25 protein-coding genes are annotated in these 24,190 nt (G+C 62.4%); 14 read left to right on the top strand and 11 right to left on the bottom strand.

Annotated features, from left to right (window positions below; all coding sequences use genetic code 11):
• Positions 1-97: 97 nt before the first annotated feature.
• From LB555_RS06180 to LB555_RS06170, 3 genes are all read right to left on the bottom strand, one after another.
• Positions 98-835, bottom strand: coding sequence for a dienelactone hydrolase family protein (locus tag LB555_RS06180; RefSeq protein ID WP_224682473.1), 738 nt, complete (start codon positions 833-835; stop codon positions 98-100).
• Positions 836-941: 106 nt separating this feature from the next.
• On the bottom strand, positions 942-1,622 hold the full coding sequence (locus LB555_RS06175; protein WP_224682472.1) for a 4Fe-4S dicluster domain-containing protein: 681 nt from the start codon (positions 1,620-1,622) through the stop codon (positions 942-944).
• A gap of 97 nt (positions 1,623-1,719) precedes the next feature.
• Positions 1,720-3,294: a trimethylamine methyltransferase family protein gene (locus LB555_RS06170; protein WP_224682471.1), complete on the bottom strand. Its 1,575-nt coding sequence runs from the start codon at positions 3,292-3,294 to the stop codon at positions 1,720-1,722.
• Positions 3,295-3,582: 288 nt separating this feature from the next.
• On the opposite strand from LB555_RS06170, the gene LB555_RS06165 reads away from it, so the two are divergent.
• The gene (locus tag LB555_RS06165; RefSeq protein WP_015317429.1) at positions 3,583-4,281 is read left to right on the top strand and encodes a corrinoid protein; all 699 of its coding nucleotides are present in this window, start codon (positions 3,583-3,585) and stop codon (positions 4,279-4,281) included.
• 79 nt (positions 4,282-4,360) lie between these two features.
• Here the strand turns inward: LB555_RS06165 and LB555_RS06160 are convergent, their stop codons facing one another.
• Positions 4,361-4,498, bottom strand: a complete 138-nt coding sequence (locus LB555_RS06160; protein WP_015317428.1) for an entericidin A/B family lipoprotein — start codon at positions 4,496-4,498, stop codon at positions 4,361-4,363.
• A gap of 55 nt (positions 4,499-4,553) precedes the next feature.
• Between LB555_RS06160 and LB555_RS06155 the strand changes: the two genes are divergently transcribed.
• The gene (locus tag LB555_RS06155; protein ID WP_224523149.1) at positions 4,554-5,183 is read left to right on the top strand and encodes a DUF1638 domain-containing protein; all 630 of its coding nucleotides are present in this window, start codon (positions 4,554-4,556) and stop codon (positions 5,181-5,183) included.
• Positions 5,184-5,188: 5 nt separating this feature from the next.
• Here LB555_RS06155 and LB555_RS06150 read toward each other — a convergent pair whose 3' ends face one another.
• Positions 5,189-6,109: an NAD-dependent epimerase/dehydratase family protein gene (locus tag LB555_RS06150; RefSeq protein ID WP_224682470.1), complete on the bottom strand. Its 921-nt coding sequence runs from the start codon at positions 6,107-6,109 to the stop codon at positions 5,189-5,191.
• A 119-nt stretch (positions 6,110-6,228) separates the two neighbouring features.
• On the opposite strand from LB555_RS06150, the gene LB555_RS06145 reads away from it, so the two are divergent.
• The 9 genes from LB555_RS06145 (at position 6,229) to LB555_RS06105 (ending at position 14,649) form a co-directional block, all read left to right on the top strand.
• Positions 6,229-6,804, top strand: a complete 576-nt coding sequence (locus LB555_RS06145; protein ID WP_015317425.1) for a DUF4893 domain-containing protein — start codon at positions 6,229-6,231, stop codon at positions 6,802-6,804.
• 123 nt (positions 6,805-6,927) lie between these two features.
• The gene (locus LB555_RS06140) at positions 6,928-7,710 is read left to right on the top strand and encodes a formyl transferase (protein WP_015317424.1); all 783 of its coding nucleotides are present in this window, start codon (positions 6,928-6,930) and stop codon (positions 7,708-7,710) included.
• A gap of 202 nt (positions 7,711-7,912) precedes the next feature.
• Entirely contained in the window at positions 7,913-8,215 is a 303-nt protein-coding gene (locus tag LB555_RS06135; RefSeq protein ID WP_015317423.1) for a virulence factor, read from the top strand.
• The gene (locus LB555_RS06130) at positions 8,208-8,822 is read left to right on the top strand and encodes a methylenetetrahydrofolate reductase C-terminal domain-containing protein (RefSeq protein ID WP_015317422.1); all 615 of its coding nucleotides are present in this window, start codon (positions 8,208-8,210) and stop codon (positions 8,820-8,822) included. The genes LB555_RS06135 and LB555_RS06130 overlap by 8 nt, the downstream gene beginning before the upstream one ends.
• On the top strand, positions 8,819-9,910 hold the full coding sequence (locus LB555_RS06125) for a methylenetetrahydrofolate reductase (protein ID WP_015317421.1): 1,092 nt from the start codon (positions 8,819-8,821) through the stop codon (positions 9,908-9,910). The genes LB555_RS06130 and LB555_RS06125 overlap by 4 nt, the downstream gene beginning before the upstream one ends.
• Positions 9,911-9,991: 81 nt before the next feature.
• The gene (locus LB555_RS06120; protein ID WP_224682469.1) at positions 9,992-10,966 is read left to right on the top strand and encodes a methyltetrahydrofolate cobalamin methyltransferase; all 975 of its coding nucleotides are present in this window, start codon (positions 9,992-9,994) and stop codon (positions 10,964-10,966) included.
• A complete protein-coding gene (locus LB555_RS06115; protein ID WP_224682468.1) occupies positions 10,917-13,046 on the top strand; it encodes an ASKHA domain-containing protein in 2,130 nt (709 codons plus the stop codon). Before LB555_RS06120 ends, LB555_RS06115 begins: the two co-directional genes overlap by 50 nt.
• Positions 13,047-13,223: 177 nt before the next feature.
• On the top strand, positions 13,224-13,409 hold the full coding sequence (locus tag LB555_RS06110) for a hypothetical protein (protein WP_140873527.1): 186 nt from the start codon (positions 13,224-13,226) through the stop codon (positions 13,407-13,409).
• A 229-nt stretch (positions 13,410-13,638) separates the two neighbouring features.
• Complete coding sequence (locus tag LB555_RS06105) at positions 13,639-14,649, top strand: alpha/beta hydrolase (RefSeq protein WP_224523466.1); 1,011 nt, start codon at positions 13,639-13,641, stop codon at positions 14,647-14,649.
• 21 nt (positions 14,650-14,670) lie between these two features.
• Here LB555_RS06105 and LB555_RS06100 read toward each other — a convergent pair whose 3' ends face one another.
• A complete protein-coding gene (locus LB555_RS06100) occupies positions 14,671-15,570 on the bottom strand; it encodes a LysR substrate-binding domain-containing protein (RefSeq protein ID WP_015317416.1) in 900 nt (299 codons plus the stop codon).
• A gap of 218 nt (positions 15,571-15,788) precedes the next feature.
• Between LB555_RS06100 and LB555_RS06095 the strand changes: the two genes are divergently transcribed.
• From LB555_RS06095 to LB555_RS06090, 3 genes are all read left to right on the top strand, one after another.
• Positions 15,789-15,974 carry a hypothetical protein gene (locus LB555_RS06095; protein ID WP_140615918.1) on the top strand — a complete coding sequence of 62 codons (186 nt, stop codon included), beginning with the start codon at positions 15,789-15,791 and terminating at the stop codon, positions 15,972-15,974.
• Positions 15,975-16,425: 451 nt separating this feature from the next.
• Complete coding sequence (locus LB555_RS29265; protein ID WP_013894968.1) at positions 16,426-16,560, top strand: hypothetical protein; 135 nt, start codon at positions 16,426-16,428, stop codon at positions 16,558-16,560.
• A gap of 403 nt (positions 16,561-16,963) precedes the next feature.
• A complete protein-coding gene (locus LB555_RS06090) occupies positions 16,964-17,902 on the top strand; it encodes a GlxA family transcriptional regulator (protein WP_263485819.1) in 939 nt (312 codons plus the stop codon).
• Between the two features lie 6 nt (positions 17,903-17,908).
• Here LB555_RS06090 and LB555_RS06085 read toward each other — a convergent pair whose 3' ends face one another.
• From LB555_RS06085 to LB555_RS06065, 5 genes are all read right to left on the bottom strand, one after another.
• Positions 17,909-18,706, bottom strand: a complete 798-nt coding sequence (locus LB555_RS06085) for an ABC transporter ATP-binding protein (RefSeq protein WP_224682467.1) — start codon at positions 18,704-18,706, stop codon at positions 17,909-17,911.
• Positions 18,703-19,476 carry an ABC transporter permease gene (locus LB555_RS06080; RefSeq protein ID WP_015317412.1) on the bottom strand — a complete coding sequence of 258 codons (774 nt, stop codon included), beginning with the start codon at positions 19,474-19,476 and terminating at the stop codon, positions 18,703-18,705. The genes LB555_RS06085 and LB555_RS06080 overlap by 4 nt, the downstream gene beginning before the upstream one ends.
• Before the next feature lie 68 nt (positions 19,477-19,544).
• On the bottom strand, positions 19,545-20,495 hold the full coding sequence (locus tag LB555_RS06075) for an ABC transporter substrate-binding protein (RefSeq protein WP_140873523.1): 951 nt from the start codon (positions 20,493-20,495) through the stop codon (positions 19,545-19,547).
• Between the two features lie 115 nt (positions 20,496-20,610).
• Positions 20,611-21,459 carry a DUF1194 domain-containing protein gene (locus LB555_RS06070; protein ID WP_015317410.1) on the bottom strand — a complete coding sequence of 283 codons (849 nt, stop codon included), beginning with the start codon at positions 21,457-21,459 and terminating at the stop codon, positions 20,611-20,613.
• A 94-nt stretch (positions 21,460-21,553) separates the two neighbouring features.
• Positions 21,554-24,115: an FAD-dependent oxidoreductase gene (locus LB555_RS06065; protein WP_224682466.1), complete on the bottom strand. Its 2,562-nt coding sequence runs from the start codon at positions 24,113-24,115 to the stop codon at positions 21,554-21,556.
• Positions 24,116-24,190: the final 75 nt, after the last annotated feature.

The following is a 24,190-nucleotide window of genomic DNA, read 5'->3' as shown; positions in this document are numbered from 1 at the left end:
CAGGTTGATCGTTCCCGCGCGGCTCCCGCTCATTCAGCGAGACGCCCTGATACCGCGAACGGATCGGGCAGCCAACAGGCGAGAATAGCCGCTAGACTCAGGTCATTGTCTCGGCAAACAGCGCCGTCAGCCGTTTCCAGTGACGCTCGGCTCCAGCTTCGTCGTAGACACTGTGGTCGGGCACGCACCAGCCATGCGCCATGCCGACATAATTCTCCAGCAGATGGTCGACTCCCGCCGTCCTCAGCGCCTCGGCCAGCTTGGTCGACTGCTCCGGTGGGAAACTCCGGTCGACGCCCGCCATGCCGACATACACACGCGCCTTGATGGAGGCCGCCTTGCGGTGCGGGCTGTCGGCGGCATCGCTGGCGAGGTTGCCGCCATGAAAACTGGCCGCGGCCTTGATCCTGTCGGGGTAGGTCGCGGCCGCGTTGAGCGCCCGCGCCCCGCCCATGCAATAGCCGACAGTGCCGATCGGTCCCGTGACGCCTTCGCCGGCGAGCGCGTCGACAAAGGCGGCGCTGTCGCTTAGGGTCATTTCCTGCGTCGTGCCGGTGACCAGCGCCATCAGCGGCGCCCTGGTCCTTTCTTCGACAAAAGCGGTCTTGGCGTCGAACGGGCCATAAGGAGCATTGCGGTAGAAGAGATCGGGCACCAGCACCGCATAGCCCTCGCCCGCCAGCCGTTCCGCCATCAGGTCAAGCGCCGGGCGCGGACCGAAGGCGTCCTGGTAGAGAATGACGCCAGCCTTGGCTGAAGAAACCTTGGCCGAGCGGAACAGGCCCGCCTTCGCCACACCGTCACGGGTCTTGATGTGAAGGTCCTGCTTCATCATTGCGTGCTCCGTTTGCCAGATGCGCGATACATATCCGCGCAAGCCGCCACGGCAAGGCGTTCCCTGAGCCCGGCGGTCAACATTTCGTGCGGGATCGCGTGATGCGCTAAGGACCAGCGAACGCAGCCATGTGGAAGGCCTGGACCTCCGGCGGATAGCGATACTGCGCGCCATAGGGGCAGGCATTGCGGTCAAGACAACCACCGGCCCGGCACGGCTCGCCATTCGCCCCCCGCACATGCGCGAGGCAGGCCTGGTAGGCGAAACCATCCGTCGAATAAGCGGCGACCGGACAGGATTTCAGACAAGGTTTGTCGACGCAGGTGTCGCAAAGATGGATCGTCTCCCGAAATTCCGGAAGCGTTATCTCGTCCTCGAACAGCAGCGCGCCGCGATAAGCATGCCAAAGCCCGTATTGCGGATGCATGAGGATGCCGAGCGGCGACGGCCTCAGCCCTTCCGCCCGAACAGCCCATTGCTGAAACGGCAGGTAAGGTTTGTCCGACGGCGAAACGACGCGGGCACCAAACTCTTGCGCCACCTCGCCGATGACCTCCCGCGACCAGGTGTCGAGCGGATCGGCGATCGCCTGTGGCTGCTGGTCCCGCCAGCGCAGGAAATGCGGCCAAGGCGCAGCGCCCGCCTGCCCTACCAGCAGGACAGACTTTGCCGGCGCGCCCGAGGCACCATCAGGAGCACCCTCGTCATCGGGAAAAAGAAGACCTCCACGCAGGATGAGGCCGTTGGCGCCAAGCGCGGCCGTGATCTCGTCGATCATGCCGCGCACGCAATCATCCCTTCTTGTCCGGATCGGAGAAGGCACTCCGCCAGACTTCCTTGTGGATGATGTTGGCGACTTTAGCCCCGCCTGACTCGGGCTCCTTTCAGGTGAAGGCGTCGGGCATCGACCCCTTCTTCTTGGCGATGAAATCCTTCAGGGCTTCATCAATGCCTTCATCAAGGTGCGGCGCTTCGTAAGCCTCCAGCCAGCGCCGCGCCAGATCGTTGGCGCGCTGCGGTGCGGTCTTCTGGCCCTCGGCCAGCCACTGCTCGTAGGAGTTGTTGTCGGCGATCGACGAGCGGTAGAAGGCGGTCTGGAAATTGGCCTGGGTATGGTCGCAGCCGAGATAGTGGCTGCCTGGGCCGACCTGGCGGATGGCGTCCATCGCCTGGCCGTTCTCCGACAGGTCGACGCCCTCGGAGAATTTCTGGGTCATGCCGAGCTGGTCGATATCCATCATGAATTTTTCGTAGCAGGAGGCCAGCCCGCCTTCGAGCCAGCCTGCCGAATGCAGGACGAAATTGGTGCCGGCGAGAATGGTCGAGTTCAGCGTGTTGGCGCTCTCATAGGCTGCCTGTGCGTCCGGAACTTTCGAAGCGCAAAGCGAGCCGCCGGTACGGAACGGCAGGCCGAGCCGGCGGGCCAGTTGTGCAGCGCCATAGGAGACCAGCGACGGCTCCGGCGTGCCGAAGGTCGGCGCGCCCGACTGCATCGAGATCGACGAGGCGAAGGTGCCGAACAGCACCGGCGCGCCCGGACGGATCAGCTGCGTGAACGAGGCGCCGGCCAGCACTTCGGCCAGGACCTGCGTCAGCGTGCCGGCGACCGTCACCGGGCTCATCGCGCCGGCCAGGATGAACGGCGTGACGATGCAGGCCTGGTTATGACGCGAATAGACCTTCAGGGCGCCAAGCATGGTCTCGTCGAACACCATCGGCGAGTTGGCGTTGATCAGGCTGGTCAGCACCGTGTTGTTCTCGACGAAGTCGTCGCCGAAGACGAGCTTGGCCATCGCCACCGTGTCCTCGGCGCGCTCCGGCGCGGTCACCGAACCCATGAACGGCTTGTCGGAATATTTGATGTGCGCGTAGACCATGTCGAGATGGCGCTTGTTGACCGGCACGTCGACCGGCTCGCACACCGTGCCGCCCGAATGGTGGATCGACGGCGCCATATAGGCGAGCTTCACGAAATTCTGGAAATCCTCGATCGTCGCGTAGCGCCTGACGCCGTCGAGATCGCGCACGAAGGGCGGACCATAGACCGGCGCGAACACGGTCGCATTGCCACCGATCTGCACCGAGCGCTCCGAATTGCGGGCATGCTGGGTGTAGATGGGCGGCGCGGTCTTCAAGAGCGAACGGCAGAGCCCCTTGGGAAAATGCACGCGCTCGCCCTTGACGTCGGCGCCGGCCTCTTTCCAGAGCTGCAGTGCTTCGGCGTCATCGCGAAAAATGATGCCGATCTCTTCCAGCACCGTGTCGGTGTTCTTCTCGATCAGCGCCAGGCCTTCCTCGTTCAGCACCTCGTAGACGTTGATCTTGCGCTTGATATAGCTGAGCTGGGTGCCGGGGCCGCCGCCGGAGCGCGCCGCACGCCTGGCCGCCGCTCCGCCGCCGGCGCCGCGCCCACGCCGCGCGTTTGACGCTTCCTGGTCGACTGCCGCGTGTTCACTCATGATCGCTCTTCCCTGAATATGGCCCGCCTGACTATGGCTGGTCCGTAACCGTTGCGGCCGCATGACGCGGCTTTGCCCGGATCGTAGCCATGCACCCTATTCGAAACGGCCCGTCCGCGCCAACGCCTGTCGCAAAATCGACAAGAAAACCGATAGATTTTCCAGTCGCTTTCCTTTTGCGGGAAGTCGCAAATCAGCTATGGATACCCGCCCGTTGCGGGTTAGGTATGAACACCATTATTTTGTGCCTTGCGACACAGTCGCGATGCCGTGAGGAGCTGGATAAAAATGTCCGACGACGAGATCATCCTTTCCGAGCTTTCCGACGACGAGCTGGTGCAGCAGATGCACGACGATCTCTATGACGGGCTGAAGGAAGAGATCGAGGAAGGCACCAACATCCTCCTTGAGCGCGGCTGGGCGCCCTACAAGGTGCTTACTGAGGCGCTGGTCGAAGGCATGCGTATCGTCGGCGAGGATTTTCGCGACGGCATCCTGTTCGTGCCGGAAGTGCTTTTGTCCGCCAACGCCATGAAGGCCGGCATGTTCATCCTGCGTCCGCTGCTCGCCGCCACCGGCGCGCCGAAACAGGGCAAGATGGTGATCGGCACCGTCAAGGGCGACATCCACGACATCGGCAAGAACCTCGTCGGCATGATGATGGAGGGTGCTGGCTTCGACGTCATCGATCTCGGCATCAACAACGCGGTCGAAAAGTATCTCGACGCGATTGAAAAGCACCAGCCCGACATCATCGGCATGTCGGCACTGCTCACCACCACCATGCCCTACATGAAGGTCGTCATCGACACGATGAAGGAAAAGGGCATTCGCGACGACTACGTCGTGCTGGTCGGCGGCGCGCCGCTCAACGAGGAATTCGGCAAGGCCGTCGGCGCCGACGCTTATTGCCGCGACGCGGCGGTAGCGGTCGAGACCGCCAAGGATTTCATGAAGCGCAAGCACAACGTGCGTGCTTCGGCCTGATCCAAGGCATCAGGGCGACGAAAAGAAGCCGCGCCTTGCAGCGCGGCTTTTTTGTCCCCAGATGAGAGACGGCCGCCGATCAATTGGCGACGGTGTCCTTGACCGCCCTCGCCGTCGATTTGACATCCTTGCCGACACCCCGAACGGTGTTGGCGCAGGCCGTAAGTGCAAGAGCGCAGGCAAGGATAGCCATCGGCGCTATGCGTAGCAGTTTCATGGACGGTGTCTCCCTCGACAGATAAATTAGCCCCACAGCGAAAAGCCGGCTCGACTTGGTCAAGACGAAAAAAACAAAACCGAATCAGACAGACAGGCTGCTCGTCATCGCCTGCGGGATGATTGCGCGCGAGGTGTTGGCCGTCAAGGAACAGCTCGGGCTGGATCACCTCGAATTGACGTGTTTGCCGGCGGAGTTTCATTTCCATCCCGACCGCATCGCGCCGGCCATGGACAAGGCGATCGAAAAGGCCAGGGCGGAAGGCTATGAACACATCTTCGTCGGCTATGCCGATTGCGGCACTGGCGGCCTGCTTGACCGCGTGTTGGAGAAGCATGGCGTCGAACGCATGGCCGGCCCGCATTGCTTCGCGTTCTATCAAGGCATGGAAGCCTATGCGAAGGTCGCCGACGACGACATGATGTCCTTCTACATGACGGACTTCCTGTGCCGCCAGTTCGATGCCTTCTTCATGAAGCCGCTCGGGCTGGACAAGCACCCGGAGCTGATCAACGACTATTTCGGCAATTACGAGAAGCTGATCTATCTGGCGCAGACCGATGATCCGGAGCTCGACAAGGTCGCGGAAAAGGCCGCCGCCCTGCTCGGCCTCGCCTATGAGCGCCGCTCCACCGGTTTTGGCGACCTGACGCCAGGCCTGGAGCGGGCGGCCGCGAACGCCTGACGGCTTCAGGCCGGGTCTTCGGCTGCCAGCGCCGCCAGCACGTCGGCAAAGCTCGTCCTGCAAGCAAAACCCAGCCTGTCCCTCGCCCGCGACGCGTCATAGATCCGGTCGATCGAGGAAAACATCGTCCAGCCCTTCCTCGCGTAGAGAGCGGGAAATTCAGGAAAATACCGCGCCACCACGGACGGTGCGTCCTTGATCAACGCCTCGCAATCTTCGGGTTGGAACGGCGTCGGCGCGCAGACGATGAAGATGTCGAAGCCGAGCTCCGGTGCCTTCTCCAAGGCCGCGACATGCGCCTGCGCCGCGTCCTCCACCGTCAGCCGCCGAAACAGCAGTTCGTTCGCCTTGGTGTTGGCGTCCGACTGCTCGATGACAGGCGCCATGTCGTCGGCCTCGGGGAAGAAACGTGCCGTGCGCAGCACCACCACCGGCAGCCCGTGCTGGAGGTGGTAGAGACGGCAGAGATGCTCGGCGGATAGCTTGGTGACGCCATAGATGTTGCGCGGCTCGGGCGACATCGCTTCCGTCAGCCACGCCGCCTTGCGCGCACCGCCCTTGAAGCCGTCGCGTATCGCCTGCGAGATCATCAGCGAGGTCGTTGACGTGAAGACGAAGCGTTGCACATTGGCCGCCACCGCCGCGTCGAGCAGGTTTAGCGTGCCTTGCACGTTGGCCGCGATGAAATCGCTGTTGGCGTGGCTGTCTATGTTGGGCTTGTGCAGCGCGCCGCTGTGAATAATGGCCTCTATCCGGTTTTCTCCGACGGCACGCATGACGAGGTCACGGTCGGCAATCGAACCGACGATCCGCGTTTCGGCCGATGGAATGGGGTCGAGGCCGGTCACGTCATGTCCAAGCTCACGCAGGAGCGGCGCCAGCGCGCTGCCCAGCCAACCCGACGATCCCGTAAACAAGATTCGCATGCGTCACACCATGAGTTTTGACCGAGACGCTGTTAAGCACGATGACAGGCGCCAGCGACCCGGTAAGTTATGCGCCAGGCGGCGGCAGCGCCGTTCCAGACAAAACAGGGAATTCTTTGATGATCCTTCGCTCATTGATCGCCGCCCTTGGTCTCCTCTGCTGTACTTTGCCCGCCCTTGCCGACGGACAAGTGCAAAAACTGATCACGCCTGCCGATAAGGCGCGGCTCGACAAATATGGCGACACCCGCAAGGCGGCGCTCGCCGAAGCAAAGGCGGCCAACCCCGCCGAGCTCAAGCAGCTCGACACGCTGTTGGCCAAGCCGTTGGTCGCCTTCTCCGACAAGGATCTCACCGGCAACTGGCGGTGCCGCACGATCAAGGTCGGCGGACTGAGCCCGCTCGTTGTCTATGGCTGGTTCAAATGCAGGGTCACCGATGATGGCTCCGGCTGGCGGCTAGAAAAGATCAGCGGTTCTCAACGCACCCAGGGCCGCTTCTTCGACGACGGCGACAAGCGCTCGATCTATCTTGGCTCCGGCTCCGTCAACGACGATCGGGCAAAGCCCTATGGCAGCGGCCCGCAAACCGACCAGGTCGGTTACGCCTTCCGAAACAGCGCCAAGGAATGGCGCATCGAGTTCCCCGCGCCCTATTATGAATCGAAGCTCGACATCATGGAGTTCAAGCGCTGACCGGGTCTTCATGCGCTGACCGGGGGTCTTCATGGGTTGGTAAGGCTTCCGGCATACCAAGGATTAACCCGCCCGCCCTAAGGTCCGGCCACATCAGCCGGTCCCTGGAGCACGGAAAGATCAATGGCAGCGTCGCAACCAAATCCGCGACCTATTGTGGTCGTCACCGGTGGCGGCGCGCACGTCTGGGCCATGATCAACGACCTCGCCGACCGCGTCGGCCCTGTCAGCGTCGTCCTCGAAATCCCTGAATCTAAAAAGCAATTGCTGCGCGGCCGCGCCCGACGCCAGGGCTGGATCTCTGCCATCGGCCAGCTCGGCACTATGGTGCTGAGCAGGCTCGGCAAACGGCTTAATGTCAAACACGCCGCCCGGTTGATTGCCGAGGAGAAGCTTGAAACGGAACCGCGGCAAGGCCAGGTCATCATCCATGTGGCATCCGCCAACGGGCCGGAATGTCTGCAGGCAATCGAGACGATCAAGCCCGGCGTCGTGCTGCTGAACGGCTGCCGGCTGATTTCCAGGGAGATGCTGGCCAAAATGCCGTGTCCGGTGCTCAACTATCATGCCGGCATCACCCCGAAATATCGCGGCATGAATGGCGGCTATTGGGCGTTGACCTCAGGCGATCCGCAGAATTTCGGCACCACCGTCCATCTGGTCGATGCGGGCGTCGACACTGGTGGCGTGCTGAAGCAGGTGCGCGGCGAGCCGAAACAAGGTGACACCATCTCAAGCTATGCGCTGCGCCAGGCGGCGTTTTCGCGCGACATCTGCGTCGAGGCGGTCAGCGACGCGCTGGCCGGTAAACTCGCAACGTTCGATCCAGGGCTGCCATCGAAGCTGTGGTACCACCCGACGATCTGGTTCTACGTCTGGACAGGGCTGAGAACCGGCATTTGGTAACGCATCCAGTGTTCGGAACAGCGTAAATTCCGCCGCCATTACAGCTGCAGTGACCCCGTCGCGGCATGGGTCGCAAACGAATAAACGCACCTTTCATTTTACGACATCCAAATGCGTCGCTTTTGAATGCGCGCGCGTCGTCCCATAACAAGCGGGCCAACTGCGCTTGCGGCAATGCTCGGGGATCGAGGAGCGAGAATTCATGGCCGATCTTATCGTCGTCTACTGGCGCGACATTCCTGCCCAGGTCATCGTCAAGAAGGGCCGGCAGAACGCCAAGCGCGAACTGCCGTTACGCTTCACCGAGGCGATCGACATGTGCGCCATGCGCACCGGCGCCGGCGGCACGGACGACTATCTAGCCGAATGGCGCAAGGCTGATCCAGTTCCGGTCGGTGACGATCTCGAAGCCGAGGTCGAAAAGGCCTTCAACGAGATCGACGCGAAATATGACCGCGAGCGGCTGGTCGCTCTGGTCAAGGCCGGCGGCAAAGAAAATGTCTGAAACCACTCCCGTCAGCAAGGAAGGCGTGGCCATTACGCAGGCCACTCAGGTCAAGAAGGCGGCGCCGAAGTCCGACTACAAGCCGGCCGATGTCTCGCCGCAGCGGCGCGTACAGCGCTCCTTCGCGATACGGCTGTGGTCGATCAGGCATTCGCGCTTGCTCGAATGGTTTTACGCCCGCTTCGCCGACACCTTCTTGCTGCTGCACCCCTTGTGGAAGGGTATCGGCTATGGCCGTGTCGAGGCTCCAATCAAGTTCGTCGAAAAGCGCGTAAAAGGCTTCATGTTCGACTGCCGCATGTGCGGTCAGTGCATCCTGTCCTCGACCGGCATGTCTTGCCCGATGAACTGCCCCAAGCAGTTGCGCAACGGCCCTTGCGGCGGGGTGCGCGCCAACGGCAATTGCGAGGTCGAACCCGACATGCCCTGCGTCTGGGTCAAGGCCTGGGAAGGTTCGCAGAACATGGTCAACTCCGACAGGATCCTCACCGTGCAGAAGCCGGTCGATCAGTCGTTGCGCGAGACCTCTGCCTGGCTGCGAGTGACCGCGCAGGCCGCGGCAGCCCGTGAAGCCGCCGCTGCCGCGAAGACCGGAGCCTCCGCGTGACCGGCCGCCAGCTCGACGAAAATCCGGCCGGCATCCATTTGCCGCTCGATCCCCTGCCCGGCCACACCTCGCGCGGCCGGCTGGAGCGCGTGCTCAGGCGCGGCGAGTTCGCGGTGACCACCGAACTGAACCCGCCCGACAGCGCCGATCCGGAGGATGTCTACAACCGTGCGAAGATCTTCGACGGCTGGGTCGACGCCATCAACGCCGTCGATGCGTCCGGCGCCAATTGCCATATGTCGTCGGTCGGCATCTGTGCGCTTCTGACCCGCATGGGCTACGCCCCGATCATGCAGATCGCCTGCCGCGACAAGAACCGCATCGCCATCCAGGGCGACGTGCTGGGCGGCGCCGCGATGGGCGTCGCCAACATGCTGTGCCTGACCGGCGACGGCGTGCAGGCCGGCGACCAGCCGGGCGCCAAGCCGGTGTTCGACCTCGATTCCATGTCGCTGTTGGAGACCTGCCGCATCATGCGAGACAACGGCAAGTTTCTGTCCGGCCGCAAGCTGACGACGCCGCCGCAGCTGTTCCTGGGCGCTGCCGTCAATCCGTTCGCGCCGCCTTTCGACTTTCGCCCGATCCATCTCGGCAAGAAGATCGCCGCCGGCGCGCAGTTCGTGCAGACGCAGTATTGCTTCGACGTGCCGATGTTCAAGACCTTCATGCAGAAGGCACGTGATCTCGGCCACACCGAGAAAGTGTTCATCCTGTGTGGCGTCGGCCCTCTCGCTTCCGCCAAGACGGCAAAATGGATCCGCTCCAACGTGCCGGGCATTCATATCCCTGACGCTATCATCAAGCGGCTGGAGGGTGCCCAGGACCAGAAGAAGGAAGGCAAGCAGCTCTGCACCGACATCATCAACGAGGTGAAGGAAATTCCGGGTGTCTCCGGCATCCATGTGATGGCCTATCGCCAGGAGGAATATGTCGCCGAGATCGTCGATGAATCGGGCGTGCTGAAGGGCCGCCAGCCGTGGAAACGCGAGATCCGCCGCGACGACCAGATGGTCGCCGACCGGCTGGACCGCATCCTGCACGACGACATTACCGAAACCCAGGTGGACATGGTGAAGACCGCGCATTGACTTGCGCGGAGAGCGACCATTCGCTTGATCGACAAGAGATAACGATATAAAGAACTCTTTATATCACGACGGAGAGATTTCATGACCCGGACCATCGTCGCCTCGGCGACACGAGAAATCATCATCGGCTTCGACCAGCCTTTCTGCGTGATTGGCGAACGCATCAACCCGACCGGCCGCAAGAAGCTCGCCGCCGAAATGGTGGTTGGCAATTTCGAGACCGTCATCAAGGACGCGCTGGAGCAGGCCGCCTGCGGCGCCACCATGCTCGACGTCAATGCCGGCGTCACCTCGGTCAACCCGAACGAAACCGAACCTGGCCTTCTGGTGCAGACGCTGGAGATCGTCCAGAGCCTGGTCGATCTGCCGCTGTCGATCGACAGTTCCGTCACCGCCGCGATCGAAGCCGCGCTGAAAGTCGCCAAGGGCCGCCCGTTGGTCAATTCCGTCACCGGCGAGGAGGAAAAGCTCGAGGCCATCCTGCCGCTGATCAAGAAATACAATGTGCCGGTCGTCGCCATCTCCAACGACGAGACCGGCATTTCGATGGATCCGGACGTGCGCTTTGCCGTCGCCAAGAAGATCGTGCAGCGCTGCGCCGATTTCGGCATCCCGGCGCATGACGTCGTCGTCGATCCGCTGGTGATGCCGATCGGCGCGCTGGGCGATGCCGGCCGCCAGGTGTTCGCCCTGCTGCGTCGGCTCCGCGAAGAGCTCAAGGTCAACACCACCTGCGGCCTGTCCAACATCTCCTTCGGCCTGCCGCACCGCCATGGCATCAACGCCGCCTTCCTCCCGATGGTGATCGGCGCCGGCATGACCTCGGCGATCATGAACCCGGTGCGCCCGCAGGAAATGGAAGCGGTGCGCGGCGCCAACGTGCTGAACGGCACCGACGAGAACTGCACCAAATGGATCAAGACCTACAAGGATTACAAGCCGGCCGAAGGCGGCCACGCGGTGGCGGCGCCGACAGCGGTCAATGCGCCGGGCGAAGGCGGCGGCAATGGCGGCCGCCGACGCGGTGGCCGTGAAGCCCGCATGGGCCGGGGATAAGCGCGCAATCGTGAATTCGCCTGCAAACATAACCGATCCGCTCGTGCTGTTCATGCCGTCAGGCAAGCGCGGGCGGTTCCCTGTCGGCACGCCCGTGCTCGACGCCGCGCGCCAGCTCGGCGTCTATGTCGAGAGCGTGTGCGGCGGACGCGCCACTTGCGGGCGCTGCCAGATCGAGGTGCAGGAAGGCAATTTCGCCAAGCACAAGATCACCTCCTCAAACGACCACATATCGCCCAAAGGCCCCAAGGAAGAGCGCTATGAACGTGTGCGCGGCCTGCCCGAACGGCGCCGCCTCTCCTGCTCCGCCCAGATTCTCGGCGATCTCGTCATCGACGTGCCGCAGGACACGGTCATCAACGCCCAGACCATCCGCAAGGATGCCGACACCAGGGTCATCGCCCGCGATTCCGCGATCCGCATGTGCTACGTCGAGATCGAAGAACCAGACATGCACAAGCCGCTTGGCGATCTCGACCGCCTGAAGATCGCCCTGATGAAGGACTGGAACCTCAAAAGCCTGGACTTCGATTTTTATCTGCTGCCGCAGGTGCAAGGTACTTTGCGCAAGGGCAACTGGACGGCGACCGCCGCCATCTACAAGGATACGGACACCGAGACAGCGCGCGTCATCGCGCTGTGGCCGGGCCTCAAGAACGAGGCCTATGGCCTGGCCTGCGACATCGGCTCGACCACCATCGCCATGCATCTGGTGTCGCTGCTGTCGGGCCGCGTCGCCGCCTCGTCCGGAACGTCGAACCCGCAGATCCGCTTCGGCGAGGATCTGATGAGCCGCGTCTCCTATGTGATGATGAACCCGGATGGCCGCGAAGGCATGACGGTTGCTGTCCGCGAGGCAATCTCCGGCCTCGTCGACAAGGTTTGCGCGGAAGGCAATGTCCAGCGCAACGACATCCTGGATTCCGTCTTCGTCGGCAATCCGATCATGCATCACCTGTTCCTCGGCATCGATCCGACCGAACTCGGTGGCGCGCCCTTCGCGCTTGCCGTGTCGGGCGCCGTTCGCATCAAGGCCTCCGACATCGGGCTGAAGCTCAACCAGGGCGCACGGCTCTACATGTTGCCTTGCATCGCCGGTCATGTCGGCGCCGACGCGGCGGCCGTGACCCTGTCCGAAGGCCCGCACCGCCAGGACGAGATGATGCTGATCGTGGACGTCGGCACCAATGCCGAGATCGTACTCGGAAACCGTACACGGGTCGTCGCTGCTTCCTCGCCTACCGGTCCGGCTTTCGAAGGCGCCGAAATCTCCGGTGGCCAGCGGGCCGCGCCCGGCGCCATCGAGCGCGTGCGCATCGATCCAGACACGCTGGAGCCGAAATACCGCGTCATCGGCTCGGAACTGTGGTCCGACGAGCCCGGCTTCCTCGACAGCGTGCAGGCGACCGGCGTCACCGGCATCTGCGGCTCCGGCATCATCGAGATCGTCGCCGAAATGTATCTCGCCGGCGTCATCTCCGAGGATGGCGTCGTCGACGGATCGCTTGCCGCGCGCTCGCCGCGCGTCGTTGCCAACGGCCGCACCTTCTCCTACGTGCTGAAGGAAGGCGAACCCAAGATCACCATCACCCAGACAGACGTGCGTGCCATTCAGTTGGCCAAGGCGGCGCTCTATGCCGGCACCAAGCTGTTGATGGAAAAACAGAACACCGAGCATGTCGACCGCATCCACTTCGCCGGTGCCTTCGGCTCCTTCATCGATCCGAAATACGCCATGGTGCTAGGTCTCATCCCCGATTGCGACCTCGACAAGGTCTCGGCCGTGGGCAACGCCGCCGGCGCGGGTGCTCGCATGGCGCTGCTCAATCGCGGCTATCGCCGCGAGATCGAGGAGACGGTGAGCCAGATCGAAAAGATCGAGACGGCGCTCGAGCCGAAATTCCAGGAGCACTTCGTCTACGCCATGGCGCTGCCCAACAAGGTCGACCCGTTCCCGAAACTGGCGGCGGCGGTGAAGCTGCCGCCGCGCAAGACGGTGAGCGAGGATGGCATCGCCGGAGATGCAGCACCGCGCCGACGCTCCCGCGAAGGTCATGCTGCTCGGCGCAGCCGCGAATAGACGCGCCGGCCACTCCCTCGATTTATTTGTATGCAAATGTTTCCGGATCGTCAGATCCGGAAACCGAAACGCTGTTTTCGCGAAATCCAGCAGATACATGCACAGCGCATTTACCCGCACATCGAACGGCGGCTGAGGACAGTCCTTGGCCATCGCCGTTCTTCAGGGGAGATGAAAATGTCGATGTTCGAAAATTTCGGCCGCTTGGGTGTGGCCATCAGGCAAGCCCACGCCAGGAACAAATCGATCCGCGCGCTGAACAGCTTGCCGGCGCATGTCCAGAAGGACATCGGCTGGCCGGCATCGCCGCCGAACGATCCGCAGGCCACACTCGCCTCGCTGCTGCTAGGCTCCACGCGGTGACGACGTTCGCCGACAAATGCAAATTGCTCGGCGTCCACCGGGGATCCCACACATCCCCGATGGCCACCAGCAACCGATTGCGCACGGCACTTTTGCCGCGGCGCCGACGACGCGCGGATCACACCAGCGTGTGGGCACGCCGTAAATCTTGACATTCTCGGCCAAGGCACGATCTTCGTTACAAGGGGGAGTTCTCTTAGTCGGCTGCAGCCGAAGTTCGTGTATTCGCATGCCAAGTTTGAAAAGCCACGTTGTGTCCTTCGTGCTCAGGCACAGCCGCAAGCAAGCCTTTTCCAGCCCGGAAAACCTGCAGCGCTGGATCGTCGCCGCGCGCAAGACGGAGGATCACCATCCGCCGGCCGCGCTGCATCAGCGTTTCGAAATCCAGACGCGCAGCGTGGACGGTTTTCCGGTCTACGAAATCGCCCCCAAGGCCGGAGAGCACAAGCGGATACTCTACCTGCATGGCGGCGCTTATGTCTTTGAGATCACGCCCTATCACTGGTATCTGATCGCCGACATGGCCGACCGGCTGGGCTACGGCATCACCGTGCCGATCTACCCCATCGCCCCGGAACACGATTTCCACGCCATGTTCGGCATGGTCGGCGCTGTCTACCGCCAGATGCTCGATGAGACAGAGGCGGAAGATATCGTCTTCATGGGCGATTCCGCCGGCGGCAACATGGCCGTGGTGCTGACCATGATGGCGGCGGACGAGGGTTTGCCGGTGCCGTCGCGCCATGTGCTGATTTCACCCGGCCTCGACGTCTCGCTCGCGAACCCCGAAGTGTTTGAGGCGGAGCGGAATGATCCATGGTTGGGCATCGCCGGCGGGCGTGAGGCAATCCGGCTCTATAGTGCCGGATTGGATCCGACAGACTGGCGTATCAGCCCGGTCTATGGCGATCTGTCGGTATTGCCGAAGACACTGCTCCTGACGGGCTCCCGCGATCTTCTCACGCCCGACAATCTCATCTTTGCACAAAAAGCCAGCGCCGCCGGTGTCGAGGTGGAGCTGATCTACGAGGAAGGCATGTTCCACGTCTGGCCGCTGATTGACATGCCGGAAGCGCGGCGCGCGCGTCAGCACATCGTCGCGTTTCTCACGGACGACGCCTACACTCGGGCTGAAAGGGAAACGGTCAAGTCGTCGACCAAAGCTTCATCCCAGCACACCAACCATTTCGGCCAGACGATCAATCGGCTCGGCGAACGTGACGAGATCGCCGAGCATTGAAACTCGGCCCCACGACATCGATCAGAACTTGCCGGTTTCCCTGAACACTTCGAAGGTCGCGCGGATGTGGTCGGCGACGGCCTTGACCGGCGCGCTGGCGTCCGGCGCCACCACCATGGCAAGATTGTAAGTGCCGATATCGGGCATTCCGTCCTTAGGGCAGAGTTCGACCATGTCGTTACCCAGGAACGATCTCGGCAGCGGCGCGACCGCGAGGTCGGCCATGATCGCGGCGCGCTGGCCTGCGGTATGGGCACTCATATAAGCGACGCGATAGTTGCGGCCCTCGCGGCCCAATGCCTCGAGCGCGCCGGCCCGCCAGGCACAGCCCTCTTCCCAAAGCGAAACCGGCAGCGGTTCGCGCAGATGCGCGCAGCCGCCCTTGGCGCCGGCCCACACGATCGGCTCGGTCAACAGCACCTCGGCGCCGAGCGCGCTGGTCTTGTACGAATTGGTCAACAGCGTGATGTCGAGCGCCCGGTCATCCATGCGCCGGCGCAGATTGCTGCTCTGGTCAATGGTGACGTCGACGGCGATCGAGGGATGCGACTGCGCGAAACGCTTCAACACATGCGGCAGCACGCGCTCGCCATAGTCGTCAGGTGAGCCGAGCCGCACCACCCCGACAATATCGGGGATGATGAACTTCGACACCACCTCGCGGTTGATCGACAAAAGCCGCCGGGCATAGCCGAGCAGCATTTCGCCGTCCGTGGTCAGCGTCACCGAACGCGCGTCGCGCGCGAACACCGAGCGGCCGAGAATATCCTCCAGCTTCTTGATCTGCATGGAGACGGCTGACGGCGTCCGGAACACCGCATTGGCCGCGGTGGTGAAGCTGCCGGTCTCGGCAATCGCCACGAAGGTGCGCAAAACGTCGAGGTCGAGCAGCGGCAGCGGGTGATTGAGTGGGGCGTTCATGACGATCGACCTTCAATTTTTCTGATACAAAACATCATTCCATTTCGTTTGATTGAACATCAGACCGGGAGCATAGTCAACTCCATCGAAGCAGCATGCTGCCAAAAGCGGCCACGAAACGACCACGGCGCAGACCTGCATCGACGTGAAATGAAGCTGAAACAGACCTGACGTAACGCATTGCCGGCGCTTGCCGTGCCGTAGCAAAGGAGATCGAAATGTCTATCCTATCGTCCCTCGGCCGCATCGCGACCGAATTCAACGCGGCCCGCACCCGCTACCAGACCGAACGCGCCATCCGTTCACTGCCGATCGAGCTGCAGAAGGATATCGGCTGGCCGGAAGCTTCCGACGCCAAGACCGGCATTCGCAGCGGCGTCGGATCCTGGGCTGGAGCAAAGTAAATCGTGTGTACCCCGTGCTGAAGGCCTGCCGCGCAGCCCGCCCGGCAGGCCTTCTCTATTTTATTTGTATTCAAACGAATTCATGAGCCATGCCGCCGCTGCATGGCGCATATGAGCAAGCCGCATAGCAGCTCGATTTTTGATTAACTCTTTGTAAATATTCATAAATCCTAGGCATATTGCTCGTAGCTTGCCAAAATATGTCGCATCCGGTGTCGCTTTTCATATCAAGCGCTTCGCTTTTGCGATTTAGTTCCTGCTCACACAAGCCTATATCACCGTCAGCAAACGAGCTGCCCCACTCCATCAAGCGAAGGCGACCCGTTTAGAGCGACGTGCGTCCTATTGGACGCACAAAGTACGCTCTAACACTTTGAGTCTGCGCATCGTGCTTTCCGAAAATCAACTCGATTTTTCGGGCCAATGCGCGAGCAACCGATTGGAGATGATCATGAAGCTTTTTGCCCGCCTCTTCGCCCGCCGCGAAATGAACCTGACCACCGCTCTCGAGCGTCAGCGTCTTGCCAACACCATGCCCGGCCAGACCGGCGCCATGGCCGCGGCACGTCTCGGCTTCGTCGCCTGAACGAGCGCGGTTCCAGGAAAACCGTATTTTCCCGGCCGGAACTGCGTAGAAATCGAAAATACAAGACACCTCCAGAGCCGCGCCCCTGCCGCGGCTTCAGGGTTGACTGCCGCCGCCTCGGTCCGCCGAGGCGGCGTTTATTTTGTTGCGCTTCCATCGCCTTTCACAACCTGACGGTGGCCTGGTTCGAGCAGCACCGCGCGGCGATTGCCCATTTGCGACCCATGTCGCAAATTTAATCTTCCCAAAGCCGTCTAGACGATTGACAGGAATGGTTTTTCCTGATGACGCTATGCTATTCGCGACATCCTGTTCGCGTCATGGCCAGATGAGGTTCCCCGTGAACGCCGTCAAGCATCCGATCAAGCGATCGTTTGTGTTCTTCCTTATCCCCGATTTCACCATGATCGCTTTTGCGACAGCGCTCGACCCGCTGCGCTCGGCCAATCGGATGCTCGGCTACGAGGCCTATCGCTGGCGCCTCGCCAGCATCGACGGCAAGCCGGTGCGCGCCTCGAACGGCGTCGAGTGTGCGGTCAACACCTCGCTGGAGGAGGAACGCAAGAAGATGGCGGGGCCGGATCGCCCGAATATGGCCATCGTCTGCAGCGGCACCAATGTCGAGCGCTACCAGAACAAGTCCGCATTTGCCTGGCTGCGCGAGGAATACAATCGCGGCGTCGCCGTCGGCGGCCTGTGCACCGGTGCACATATCCTCGCCGCCGCCGGGCTCCTGTCCAACAAGCGCTGTGCCATCCATTGGGAAAACCTGCCCGGTTTTTCCGAAGCGTTCCCGAAGGCCAATGTCTTTGCCGACCTGTTCGAGATCGACCAGAACATCTACACCTGCGCCGGCGGCACCGCCGCGCTTGACATGATGCTGAAGCTGATCGGCGACGATTTCGACGAGAACCTCGTCAACCGCGTGTGCGAGCAGGTGCTGACCGATCGTGTGCGCAGTCCGACCGACCGCCAGCGCCTGCCGCTGCGCGCCCGCCTCGGCGTGCAGAACTCGAAAGTGCTGACCATCATCGAGCTGATGGAGGCCAATCTGTCCGAGCCGCTGTCGCTGATCGAGATCGCCGACCATGTCGACCTGTCGCGCCGCCAGATCGAGCGCCTGTTCCGCACCGAGATGGGACGGTCGCCTGCCCGTTACTACCTCGAAATCCGCCTCGACCGCGCCCGGCATCTCTTAATCCAATCGTCGCTGCCGGTGGTCGAGGTGGCGGTCGCCTGCGGCTTCGTCTCGGCCTCGCATTTCTCGAAATGTTACCGCGAGCTCTACGCCCGCTCGCCGCAGCAGGAACGCGTCGACCGCAAGCAATTGCTGGCAGCCTGATCCCGATCAGGTCTCGGCCGACCGCACTTGCGCCGTCCGCATCGCCTCGACGCGGATGTCCTCGGTCAGCCGCGCCTTCAACGCCGAGAATTCGGGACTGGTCTTCAGCGTGTAGTGCCTGGGATGCGGCAGGTCGATGGAGACATCCGACTTGATGCGGCCGGGCCGCGCCGTCATCACGATCACGCGCGAGGCCATGAAGATCGCCTCCTCAATGTCGTGGGTGACGAACAGCACCGTTTTCTTGCGCCGTTCCCATATGCCGAGCAGCAATTCCTGCATCAGCCCGCGTGTCTGGTTGTCCAGCGCCCCGAACGGCTCGTCCAGCAACAGGATTTCGGGATCGTTGGCTAGCGCCCGGGCAATCGCCGTGCGCTGCTGCATGCCCCCTGAAAGCTGTTTCGGCCAATGCTTCTCGAACCCCTTCAGCCCGACGAGATCGACATAGGAAGCGACAATGTCGTCCCGCTCCTTTTCGGCCATCCCCCGTTCGCGCAGGCCGAAGCCGATGTTTTCGGCGACCGTCAGCCATGGAAACAGCGTGTAGGACTGGAAGACCATACCGCGGTCCGGCCCGGGCCGCGTCACCGTCTTGCCGTCTAGCAGAACTCGGCCTTCGCTTGGCGCCTCCAAGCCGGCGACGATCCTCAACAGTGTCGACTTTCCGCAACCTGACGGTCCCAAAACGGTGATGAAGTCGTTGGCCGCCACCGCCAGGTCGATTGGCATCAGCGCCTTGACGGGTTCTCCACCCCGCACGCCGGCAAAGGTTCGCGAGACACCCTCGATAAGAAGCTTGCTCACGCCAGGCTCCATGGAAAGAGCCAGCGGTTGAACGCCTTGAACGCAAAATCGGACAACAGCCCGATCAGGCCGATGACGATGATGCCGAAGATGATCTGCCCGGTCGCCAGCCGCGACTGGCTGTTGATGATCATGTAACCGATGCCCGACGATGAGCCGATCAATTCGGCCACGATGACATAGGTCCATGCCCAGCCGAGCACCAGCCGTAGCGTCTCGGCGATCTCGGGCGCATTGGCCGGCATGATGACCCGCCTGACGATGCCATTGTTGGTCGAGCCCAGCGTATAAGCGGCCTCGACCAGGTCGCGCCGCGTGGCCCCAACCTTGACGGCAATGATCAGGATGATCTGGAACACCGAGCCGACGAAGATGACGAGCAGTTTTTCCAGCTCGCCAATGCCGGCCCAAAGGATGAGCAGCGGAATGAAGGCCGACGCCGGCAGATAGCGGGCGAAGGAGACGAAGGGCTCCAGAAACGCTTCCACCGGCTTCCAGGCGCCCATGGCGATGCCGAGCGGCACCGCGACGACCGAGGCCAGTACAAAGCCGCCGAAGACCCGCCAGATGGTGATCAGTATGTCGAGCCAGAAACGATCCTCGACCAGCAGCCGCCAGCCATCCCGCAGCATCGACAGCGGATCGGCGAGGAAGATGCGGTTGACGTGGCCGCCAAGCGTGATCCAGGCCCAGAAGGCCACGAACAGCACGAAGAAGGAGATACCGAGCACTGTTCGCAGGCTCGGAGAGACAGGATGCAAGGGGCGCATCTTCGTCCTTTGTCAGCGGCAAGGCGGCGGCGCTCTGCGCCACCGCACGGTGCCCAAGGGTTGAACCGTCAATTCGCCACGGCGCTGGTGTCGGCCAGAGTGGCGACGTCGGGTGCCTCCTTGATCAGCCCCATTTGCAGCAGCAGATCGCCGGCGGTCTTGGAAAAGTCCTGGAATTCCTTGGTGAAGAACTGCTTGTTCTCGGCCTTGTCGGCCCATTTCAGGTACTTTGCCGAATCCTCGAATTCCTTGGCCGACTGTTTCACGTCGGCGCCCATGATCTCGTAGGATTTCTGCGGCTCCTTCTTGATCATGTCGAGGGCGTCGAAATAGCTGTCGGCAAGCGCCTTGGCGGCGTCGGGATTGGCCTTGAGGAATTCGGGCGTGCAGCCGACCGTGTCGAGAACCATCGGGTAGTCGAGCGTGGTCGCCAGGATATGCCCCTGGTCGGCCTTGTCGCGCACGGCCGAGATGAAGGGCTCGTAGGTGACGGCCGCATCGTTCTGGCCGGCGAGGAAGGCTTGCGCCGCCGCGTCGGGTTCGAGATTGACGACCGTGACATCCTTGGTCGACATGCCGTTCTTGTTCAGCACCCAAGCCAGCAGGAAGTAGGGCGACGTTCCAGGCGCCGAGGAAGCGACGGTCTTGCCCTTGAGATCGGCGACTGTCTTGATGTCGTTGCGCACCACAATGCCGTCGGCGCCATAGGATTTGTCGAGCTGGAAAATCTGCTTGGTGGTCACCCCGCTGGCGTTCCAGACCAGCCACGTCTCGACCGTGGTGGCGGCGCATTGCAGGTCGCCGCTGGCGATGGCGAGCGGACGGCTGGCCTGCGGCACCTTCTTCAAGGTCACATCGAGCCCATGCTTCTCGAACAGCCCTGCCTGCTTGGCGAGTGTCAGCGGCGCGAATCCGGTCCATCCGCTGATGCCGATGGTGAGCGATGTGGCGGCCATCGCCGGCGCGGACAAGCCTGTGGCAAGTGTCAATGTCGCGGCAAGGACGGTTATTCTGTTCATATCGGTTCCCCTTTTGTTTTTCTGCGGGAAATTGTTCACAGAGGCCGATGGGCTTGTCAATCAACAGGACCGTGTTTGCGCGCAAAGCAGCCGGCAATCCGGTTTTGGAATTGCGCTATCTGGCGTCGGGCATCCAGTTGCGGTTGCGCCACATTTTCTCGCCGACCTGGCAGTCGGCGATGGGCTTGTCCTGCGCCAGCACCACTGGCGGGTGATCCGCCTCCTCCGCCGCCCATTGCAGTGACGCCGGGCCGGCAAGCTCCAGCACCAGCTTGCGGCGGATGGCTTCGGGAAATTGCGTCCAGTCGTTAACCGGAATCATGAAGGCGCCGGGACCGCCGATGACGCAGTCGCTGTAGTAGCGATCGAGATCGTTGACGTCATAGACGCCGGAAAAGCCGCCTCGGGTCATCAGCGGCAGGCCGTTGATGACTATGCCTTGCCTGACCACCCCGTCGCGGGCGAGATTGACCGGCGCGCCCTGGTTGTTTGGCCCGTCGCCCGAAATGTCGATGACGCGCTTGGTTCCCTGGTAGCCGCTTTCGGCGAAAAGGTCGCTGCCGAACTCCAGCGCGCCGGAGATCGAGGTGCGCCGCGCGCTGTTGGGCGGCTGAGCCGACAATTGCGCCACCACCCGCTCCGCATCGGCCCGGGTCGCGATCGCTGTCCACGGCACGATGACGCTTTGCCAGTTGGTGCCGGCCCATTCGACGTAGGTGACGGCGATCTTGCCATAGGCGCCATCGGTAATCGCCTGCAGCACATTGTCGTGCGTCAGCGCCGCCGCGTAGCCATGACGCTGGATCTCGAGCTCGTCGGCCGACATCGACAGCGACACGTCCACCGCCAGCACCAGTTCGACATCGACCGGCTCGTCTGCGCGAGACATTGTCGTCGGCCAGAGCGTCAGCGCCAGCGCGACGACGCTCGAAAGCAGATGTCTTGCAGTGCCAAAACCAGACATGCCGCGAGGGTAAGCCAGAATCGACAGCTGAAAAAGAGAAAAGCCCGACCTGGGCCGGGCTCATCCGAACACGCGCGAAATTCTTGGCGAAGGCTCAGCTCCGCGGCTTGAGATTCTCCGGGTCGTAAAGCGGCTTGTAGCCGACGCTGGCGACCTCGACCGGATAGGTCTCGCCGAAATACTCGACCTTGAGCTTGCGGCCTTCCTGGGCATAGGCCCAGGGCAGATAGGCGAGCGCGATGTTCTTGCCGATCGTCGGGCCATAGGCGACCGATGTCGTGAAGGAGCGGCGGCCGAGTTCGTCGACCAGTGTTTCCCCGCTCTCGGGGTCCATCACCGGCATGATGCCGACGGGATAGCGGGCGACACCCCTGGAATCCTTGTTCTCGGTCATCACCAGCGTGCATAGCATCGCCGGCTGGTGCGCGCGCTCACGATACTCCAAGTGCTTGGCCTTGCCGCAGAAATCGTTCTCCTTGACCTTCGGGCGGGCGAGATCGGCTTCCAGCAGATTATACTCGGTCAAGAGGTCGGCGTTCTGCAGCCGCAGGCTCTTCTCCATGCGGCGCGTATTGGCGTAGGTCTCGACGCCGAATGGCATGACACCGGTCGAGCGCAGCGCGTCCCAGACGGCGAGACCATCCTCGTAGCGCATATGCAGTTCCCAGCCCTGCTCGCCGACATAGGAAATACGGAACGCCGTAACGTCCTTGCCGCCGATCCGGACCGGCTTGATCGCCGCGAACGGAAAATTCTCCGGCGAAAGCCCATCCGGGTTCTCGACCACCTTTTGCAACGTCGTGCGGGCATTCGGCCCCCAGATGCCGATGGTGACGTACTTCTCGGTCACGTCGGTGATGGTGACGTCGAACCCTTTGTCCTGGGCCGTGCGGCGCATGTACTGGTAGTCGCGCGGCCCGGCGTCGGCGCCGTCGATCAGCCGACAGCGGTCGGCCATGCGGATCACCGTGAAGTCGGCGCGCACCATGCCTTGCTCATCGAGGAAGTGGGTGTAGATGCCCTTGCCGATGTTGTTGTCGCCGCCGATCTTGGCCGCGCACAGCCATTCCAGCAGCGCGACATGGTCGGGTCCTTCGATGTCATACATCGAGAAATGCGAGAGGTTGACGATGCCGCAATCCTCGCTCATCGCCAGATGCTCGGCGTTGGAGACGCGCCAGAAATGGCGGTTGTCCCATTCGTTCTCGCGCACCGGCACGCGGTTTCCATACTTCTCAAGCAGATGCTCGTTGGCGGCATAGCCGTGCGCACGCTCCCAGCCGCCCAGCTCCATGAAATAACCGCCGAGTTCCTTTTCACGCTCCCAGAACGGCGAGCGCCTGATGTTGCGGGCCTTGGAGAAAGGTTCGCGCGGATGCACCGCCGGATTGTAGACCTTCATCGCCGTCTCGGTGCAGCGATCCCAGATGAATTGTTCCTTGGTCTGGTGCGGATAGAAGCGCGCATAGTCGATGGCGTGGTGGTCGATCGCGGTGCGGCCATCCGTCATCCAGTCGGCGATCAGCTTGCCCATGCCGGGGCCGTCCTTGACCCAGATGGCGACGGCGTACCACAGGCCTCTCACCTTCTGGCTCTCGCCCATGGAAGGGCCGCCATCCGCCGTCACCTGCAGCAGGCCGTTGAAGGAATGGCTTTCGTTATAGCCGAGTTCGCCCAGGATCGGCGTCAGTTCCATGGCGCGTTCGAGCGGCGCCAGGATCTGCTCCATGTCGAGATCGCGCTGCGACGGCGACAGCCGTGCCTGGTCCTTCTCCAGCAGGTCGCGCGGATGGCAGAGGCGCGGATTGGTCTCTTCGTAGTAACCCCATTCGATCTGCCCGCCCTCGGCGGTCTTGGGGTCGCCGGTGTCGCGCATATAGGCCGAGTTGCCCTGGTCGCGCAGCAGAGGCCAACCGATCTCCTTGCCGGTGCCGGCGAACTCGGTATACGGGCCGAAGAAGGTCAGCGGATGGTCGATCGGCATGACCGGCAGGTCCTCGCCGACCATCTCGGCGATCAGCCGGCCCCAGATGCCGGCGCAGACGATGACATAGTCGGCCTCGATCGTGCCGCGGTCGGTCACCACGGCACTGATGCGGCCGTCCTTGACGACGAGCGACTTCGCCGGCGTGTTGGCGAAGGATTTGAGCTTGCCGGACGCTTCCGCCTGGTCGACCAGCTTGCCGGCAACGGTCTGCGAGCGCGGAATGACGAGGCCGGCATCCGGATCCCATAGGCCGCCCTGCACCAGATCCTGTTCGATGAGCGGGAATTTTTCCTTGATCTCGGCGGGATCGATCAAACGGGCGCGTGTGCCGAACGCCTTGGCCGAGGCGATCTTGCGTTTGATCTCGTCCATGCGTCCGTTGTCGCCGACACGGGCGACCTCGAGGCCGCCGACGCGCGCGTAATGACCCATCTTCTCGTAGAAATCGATGGAATAGAGCGTCGTCCAGCACGACAGGAAATCGTGGCTGGTGGTGTAGCAAAAGTCGGAAGCGTGCGCGGTCGAGCCGATATCGGTCGGAATGCCCGACTTGTCGATGCCGACAATGTCGTCCCAGCCGCGCTCGATCAGATGATGGGCGATCGATGCGCCGACAATGCCGCCGAGGCCAATGATGACGACCTTCGCCTTTTTCGGAAACTCTGCCATTGCCCGCGACTCCAGAATGCTGTTGCGGGCGGCGTCGGCGCCCGTCTGATCGGCGCACAATATGCAGGCGACGGG

It is taken from the genome of Mesorhizobium sp. BR-1-1-10, assembly GCF_020165595.1.
GTDB lineage: Bacteria > Pseudomonadota > Alphaproteobacteria > Rhizobiales > Rhizobiaceae > Mesorhizobium > Mesorhizobium australicum.
Note: the sequence above shows the minus strand (reverse complement) of the source record. Positions and strands in the feature narration are given on the sequence as shown.